Here is a 5,558-nt window from a genome sequence, read left to right on the forward strand (position 1 = left end):
GACTGCGGCCCGCACCGCTCGCCTGGCCAGCGCGCAGTCGTCGTGCAGCCGCCGCAGCAGCAGCCGCTGCTCCTCACCGGACGCCGGCACTCCGGGCTGCTCGGCACCCGGGGCGCCGCCCACCGGCTCCCGCATGGTGCGCTGCACCGCCGTCTCGCACGTCCGGATCTCCCGGGTGAGGACCAGCATCAGGTTCACCAGGAAGGAGTCCCGTGCGGGTGTGCCCTCGCTCTGCGCCAGCTGGCTGATCTGCCGCCTGGCGACCGGCGAGTCCCCGAGCACCGACCACAGGGTGGCCAGGTCGTAGCCGGGCAGGTACCAGCCGGCGTGCTCCCAGTCGACCAGTACCGGGCCGGTGGGGGAGAGCAGCATGTTCGCCGGCAGGGCGTCGCCGTGGCAGAACTGCCAGGCCGGACGTGCCAGCCCGCCGGGGTGGGCCACGCCGTGCAGCAGCTTGTGCAGGTCGTCCAGGTCGCGGTCGGTCAGCAGCCCCAGCTCGTGGAACCGGGCGAGTCTCGTCCCGTAGTCCAGCGGACGTTCGAACAGGCCGCTCGGCGGGCGCCAGGAGTTGAGGCGGGTGAAGGCGCCGAGCAGCGTACGCAGCTCGGCGCGCTGCGGGGTGCCGGACGGATTGCGGTGGAGGCCGGCCGGTCGGCCGGGCAGGCGCTCGATGACGAGGGTGCAGTTGTCGGGGTCGGCGGCGATGAGGCGGGGCACCCGCACCGGGGGCCGGTGGCGGACGAAGGAACGGTAGGCGGCTATTTCCTGCCTGAACCGCTCCGTCCAGGCGGGGGAGTGGTCGAGCAGGCACTTGGCGACGGCGGGGCTCCGGCCGATGGTGCCCGCGAGAACGACCGTCCGGCCGCTGCGTCGCAGCACCTGCACGGCGTGGAAGTCCGGGCAGATCCGGTGCACCGAGCTGAGTGCCGCGCGGATGCGCGCGCCGTGCGGGCCGGAGAGGTCGAGCCTCCCGCTCAACACAGGCTGCCCTGCGGGTGACGCCGGGCCGTGGGGCCGTCGCGTCCGGTCCTGGGGGGCGGCTCCCGTGTAGTGCTGGAAGCGGGGCCGGGGCGGGGCGGACACGGGGGATGTTGCTTGATACATGAGCTGGCCGGATCCCTTCGTGCGCCGACAGATGGACGCGCGCCCCCGGCCCGGTCGAACAGGTGTGTCGACAGGTTGGTGTCGAACGGGCTGTGTCGCACCCTGGGGAATGCCGTCAGCCGCCTGGTCGAAGACCGGGCCGGGGTGGCGCGCTTCCTACAGGACACCCGCGAACGGGTGGCACACCATCTGGCGCACCCTGGCGAACCCTGGCGAATGCTCCCAGCCCCCTGGCACGGCGGTTACTGTCAACTCAGCCGAGAACCTGGGGGCTTGAAGTGAACAAAGGACCCAACACCCGCCTGGCGGACCTGTTCGGCCTGGCAGGCTGGTCCAAGGGCGAACTCGCCCGGTTGGTCAACCGCCACGCGGCGGCCATGGGCCATCCCCAACTGGCCACCGACACCTCGCGGGTACGGCGCTGGATCGACATGGGGGAGTCCCCCCGTGACCCGGTGCCCAAGGTGTTGGCCTCCCTGTTCACCGAGCGACTCGGCCGTGTCGTGACCATCGAGGATCTCGGGTTCGGCCGGCCAGGAGCAGCAGGACGACGGCAGTCCGTACACGGACTGCCCTGGGCACCTGAGCAGACCGCCGCGGTCCTCACCGAATTCACGGGAATGGACCTCATGCTCAACCGACGCGGCTTGGTGGGCGCGGGTGCCGCGCTCGCCGCGGGCTCAGCCCTGCACAGCTCACTGCACGACTGGCTCCTCACCGACCCGTCCGCGGCCTCCTCCGCCGCCTCGGCCCAGGACGCCCGGCTCACCGCCGAGACAGCGGCCTTCGACGCCTACGAGGCGGTTCCCGTCGGTAGCGAGGAGATCGACGCACTGGAACGCTCGGTGGAGGTCTTCCGCGCCTGGGACGCCGCCCGCGGCGGCGGACTCCAGCGCAAGGCGGTCGTCGGGCAGCTCAACGAGGTGGGCGGCATGCTCGCCCACCGCCACCCCGACCACCTCCAGCGCCGGCTGTGGGGCGTCGCGGCCAACCTCGCGGTGCTGGCCGGATGGATGTCCCACGACGTGGGGCTCGAACCGACCGCCCAGAAGTACTTCGTCATCGCCGCGCACGCCGCCAGGGAGGGTGGCGACCGGCCGCGGGCAGGGGAGGCGCTGTCCCGGGCGGCCCGCCAGATGGTGCATCTGGGCCGGCCCGACGACGCGCTGGACCTGATGAAGCTGGCCAAGTCCGGTTCGGGCGACCAGACGCTGCCGCGGACCCGCGCGATGCTCCACACCATCGAGGCGTGGGCGCAGGCATCCATGGGGCAGGGGCAGGCGATGCGTCGCACGCTGGGCGAGGCCGAGGAGCTCTTCGTGTCGGACAAGGGCGACGTGGCCCCGCCGAGTTGGATGCAGATGTTCGACGAGGCGGATCTGCACGGCATGCAGGCGCTGGCGTTCCGCACGCTCGCCGAGCACGATCCGAGCGCGGCACGCACCGCCGAGGTGCACGCCAAGCAGGCGCTGCGACTGCGGGAGGACAGCCGGCAGCGGTCGAAGATCTTCGACTACATCTCCCTCGCCTCGGCCTGCTTCATCGCCGACGACCCGGAACAGGCCGACCGGTACGCGCGGTTGGCACTGGTCTCGATCGGGGAGAACTCCTCGCACCGGACCTGGGACCGCCTGCGCGAGATGTACCGGCTCACCGGCCACTACTCCGGTTACGCCAAGATCGAGGACCTCAGGGAGGAGATCCAGTCGGCCCTGCCCAGGCAGGTGCGCGGCAGTGGCCGCAGCGGGAGCGGCGTCAAGAGCCCCAAGCACCTCTCGGTGTGACCGGGTTCCGGCCCGTCACCCGCAGGGCGATTCCGGCAGCCAGGGCGACGCACGCTGCGGGGTGCGTCGAGGGGAGTCGCGCTGCGGGGAGCGCCCCGCCGACGTGGAGCGGTCGTACGCGGGGCGGTCAGGTGCCGATCCGGGCCACCAGCGCGCAGCCGTCGTCCTCTCGGGCGGTACCGAACTCGTCCACGATCACCCGCAGGCATTCACGTGCCGTTCGGGCCCGGCCGAACCGCGGGGCCAGCGCGAGCAGGCGATCGGTGGCCGAGGGCTGCTCCGGGTCCGCGTGGTAGGCGCGCGGGGCCAGCCCGTCGGTGTGCAGCAGCAGCAGGTCGCCCGGCTCCAGCTGTTGCTGCTGCTGGCCGTAGACGGCTCCGCTCGTCGCGCCCAGCAGCACACCGTCGGGCTGCGGCAGCGGACGTGCGCTGCCCGCACGGTAGAGCCACGGTGCCGGATGCCCTGCCTGGGCCCAGGTGAGCACCCGCGTCCCCGGTTCGTAGCGGCAGCACAGGGCGCTGCCGAGCGCGGGCTGTGCCGCCGCGTCCAGCAACTGGTTGAGGTGCCCCATCAACGCGCCGGGGGCGACGCCCGCCACGGCCATGCCGCGTACCGCGCCCAGCAGCATCGCCATGCCGGAGGTGGCCGCCACACCGTGGCCGGTGAGGTCGCCGACGCTCAACAGCGTGCTGCCGTCTGGCAGTTCCAGCGCGTCGTACCAGTCGCCGCCGATCAGCGCACTCGCCGCCGCGGGCAGGTAGTGCGCCGCCACGTCGAGGGTGCCGGCGACCGGCTCGCTGTGCGGGAACCGCAGTGCGCCGCGCCACGGCGGCAGTACCGACTCCTGGAGCTCCACGGCCAGCCGGTGCTCCGTCTCGGCAGCGTGCCGCTCCTGCCGCAGTGAATCGGTGCTGTCCCGCACGGCCTGCTCGGTCCTGCGCAGCGCACTGACGTCCCGTAGCACCGCCCACAGCGACAGGGTGCTGCCGTCGCGGTCGAGTACCGGTTCCCCCACCATGTGCAGGGTGCGTACGCTGCCGTCCTGGCGCACGATGCGGAACTCGCCGTTGACGGGCTTGCCGTCGACCAGGCAGTCGGTGACCGCCTCCATCATCCAGACCTGGTCGTCCGGCAGCAGCCAGGTGGGCAGTTCGTCGAGGGAGAGGGGCCCGTCCGCGGGATCGCGGCCGAAGATCGTGTACAGCTCCGACGACCACTGCACCTCGTCGGTGCGCAGGTTCCACTCCGCGCTGCCGGCGCGCTCCGGCGCGGCCTGCGCGGTGGCCGCCGACGCGCCGGCAGCCGACTGGGGGCCGCCGGCCGACGGTGCCGGCGGGCCGTCCCGGAGCTGATCCAACTGCCTGCCCACCGAGTCCAGTTGATGAACCGCGAGCTCGCACAGTGCACGCTGCCACCGCTGTCGCGCGTCCTCGCCCATCGGGAGGCCGTCCTCGTCCACCGTGCCCTGCCGGACGGCGTCCACCGAGCCGCGCAGCCGACGGGTCTGCGTGATGAGGGAGTCGAGGGTGCCGCGCTCGGCCACCGAAGAGGCGGAACGATCCGCGGGGACTTGGGAGGGCATCGCGTACTCCGATACGGGCGTTTCACCGGCGGACGCCGGGAGAGTAGGGCCGGGTAACGACTCTTGCACAGCGCGCGACAGTCCGTAAGGGATTTGGCAACACCCGATACGGTGGTGCTTCCGGCATATGTCCTCGGCGTGGCCCCGTCCGGCCGCGTCGTACCGGCCTCGCCGGGAGCGAAGGCGCCCCGGTAGGCTGCGCCCCTCGTAGGCCCTCACCGGCCCCGGGTACGCTCTCGCACCGTCGCCCAGCGCATCCCGCGCACCCCGTTTCCGCCGCTCCCACCGGCGGAAACGTAAATCCCGTTGCCAGTCGAACACCCCGCACCGGATGCTGACCTGTATGTACGCCGAACACGTCGATCCAGACATAGCGCCCAGCGGCACGCTGCTCGGCCTCCTGCAGCGGGGCCGCGGTGACGGCACGCTGCACGCGCTGGCGGCGCCTCGCCCCGAGGCGCTGGCCGCGCTGCGGCAGTGCCTGCGGCGCGACCCCAGGCGGGACTGGCAACTGGAACACCGTTCGCTGTACTACGCCCGGCTGCACACCGAGCTGCGCGCTCCGCTCGACGCCGTCGAGGAGCACCTCTTCGCGCCCGAGGACGGCACGGACACCGCGGAGGAGCGCACCGGCCTGTCCCTGTCCGTGCTGGGCCACCTGGCGTCCTACGGCGACACCGCGGCGCTGCTGCTGCTGCGCCGCTACGCCGCGCAGGGCGCCAACTGGCAGTGGGCCCTGGACGAGCTCGCGGTGCGCGACGACGACGACGGCCTGCGCGCCCTGGGTGAACCGGTGCTCGCCCGCTTCCCGCAGACGCCCGAGGGCGACGCGGAACTGGCCGCGGCGCTCAGGGACGCCTTCGAACCCCGCCCCTGGCGGCTGTGGGAGGAGGACACCCGGCGCCCGGGACAGCGTGAGCGGCTGGAAAGAGCCCGCGAGCGGCACGACTTCGACCGCTGGGCGAAGCAGCTGCGGGCCGCCGGTCCCCGCCCGGGCTGGAGCGTGCGCGAAGTGCTCCAGTGGGCCGGCGACGGCTGTCTGGAGCAGGGCGGTGACCCCGCCGACAACCGGCAGCAGCCCCGCGAGG

The 5,558-nt window shown here is 72.9% G+C and carries 3 protein-coding genes and 1 pseudogene; 2 read left to right on the top strand and 2 right to left on the bottom strand.

Annotated elements, in window-relative coordinates:
* On the bottom strand, positions 1-1,104 hold a 1,104-nt coding region (locus ACYVE9_RS14080), incomplete at its 3' end, for an aminoglycoside phosphotransferase family protein (protein WP_461028173.1).
* A 278-nt stretch (positions 1,105-1,382) separates the two neighbouring features.
* Between ACYVE9_RS14080 and ACYVE9_RS14085 the strand changes: the two genes are divergently transcribed.
* Positions 1,383-2,888, top strand: coding sequence for a DNA-binding protein NsdB (locus ACYVE9_RS14085; protein WP_461028174.1), 1,506 nt, complete (start codon positions 1,383-1,385; stop codon positions 2,886-2,888).
* A gap of 127 nt (positions 2,889-3,015) precedes the next feature.
* Here the strand turns inward: ACYVE9_RS14085 and ACYVE9_RS14090 are convergent, their stop codons facing one another.
* Positions 3,016-4,470, bottom strand: coding sequence for a PP2C family protein-serine/threonine phosphatase (locus ACYVE9_RS14090; protein ID WP_461028175.1), 1,455 nt, complete (start codon positions 4,468-4,470; stop codon positions 3,016-3,018).
* A 343-nt stretch (positions 4,471-4,813) separates the two neighbouring features.
* Between ACYVE9_RS14090 and ACYVE9_RS14095 the strand changes: the two are divergent.
* Positions 4,814-5,558, top strand: a pseudogene (locus ACYVE9_RS14095) (HEAT repeat domain-containing protein); the annotation flags it as partial.

This window comes from Streptomyces sparsus (genome assembly GCF_054776295.1).

Excerpts from the sequence above, each read along its gene's own strand:
- ACYVE9_RS14090 (WP_461028175.1), bottom strand. The coding sequence starts at position 4,470 with ATGCCCTCCCAAGTCCCCGCGGATCGTTCCGCCTCTTCGGTGGCCGAG.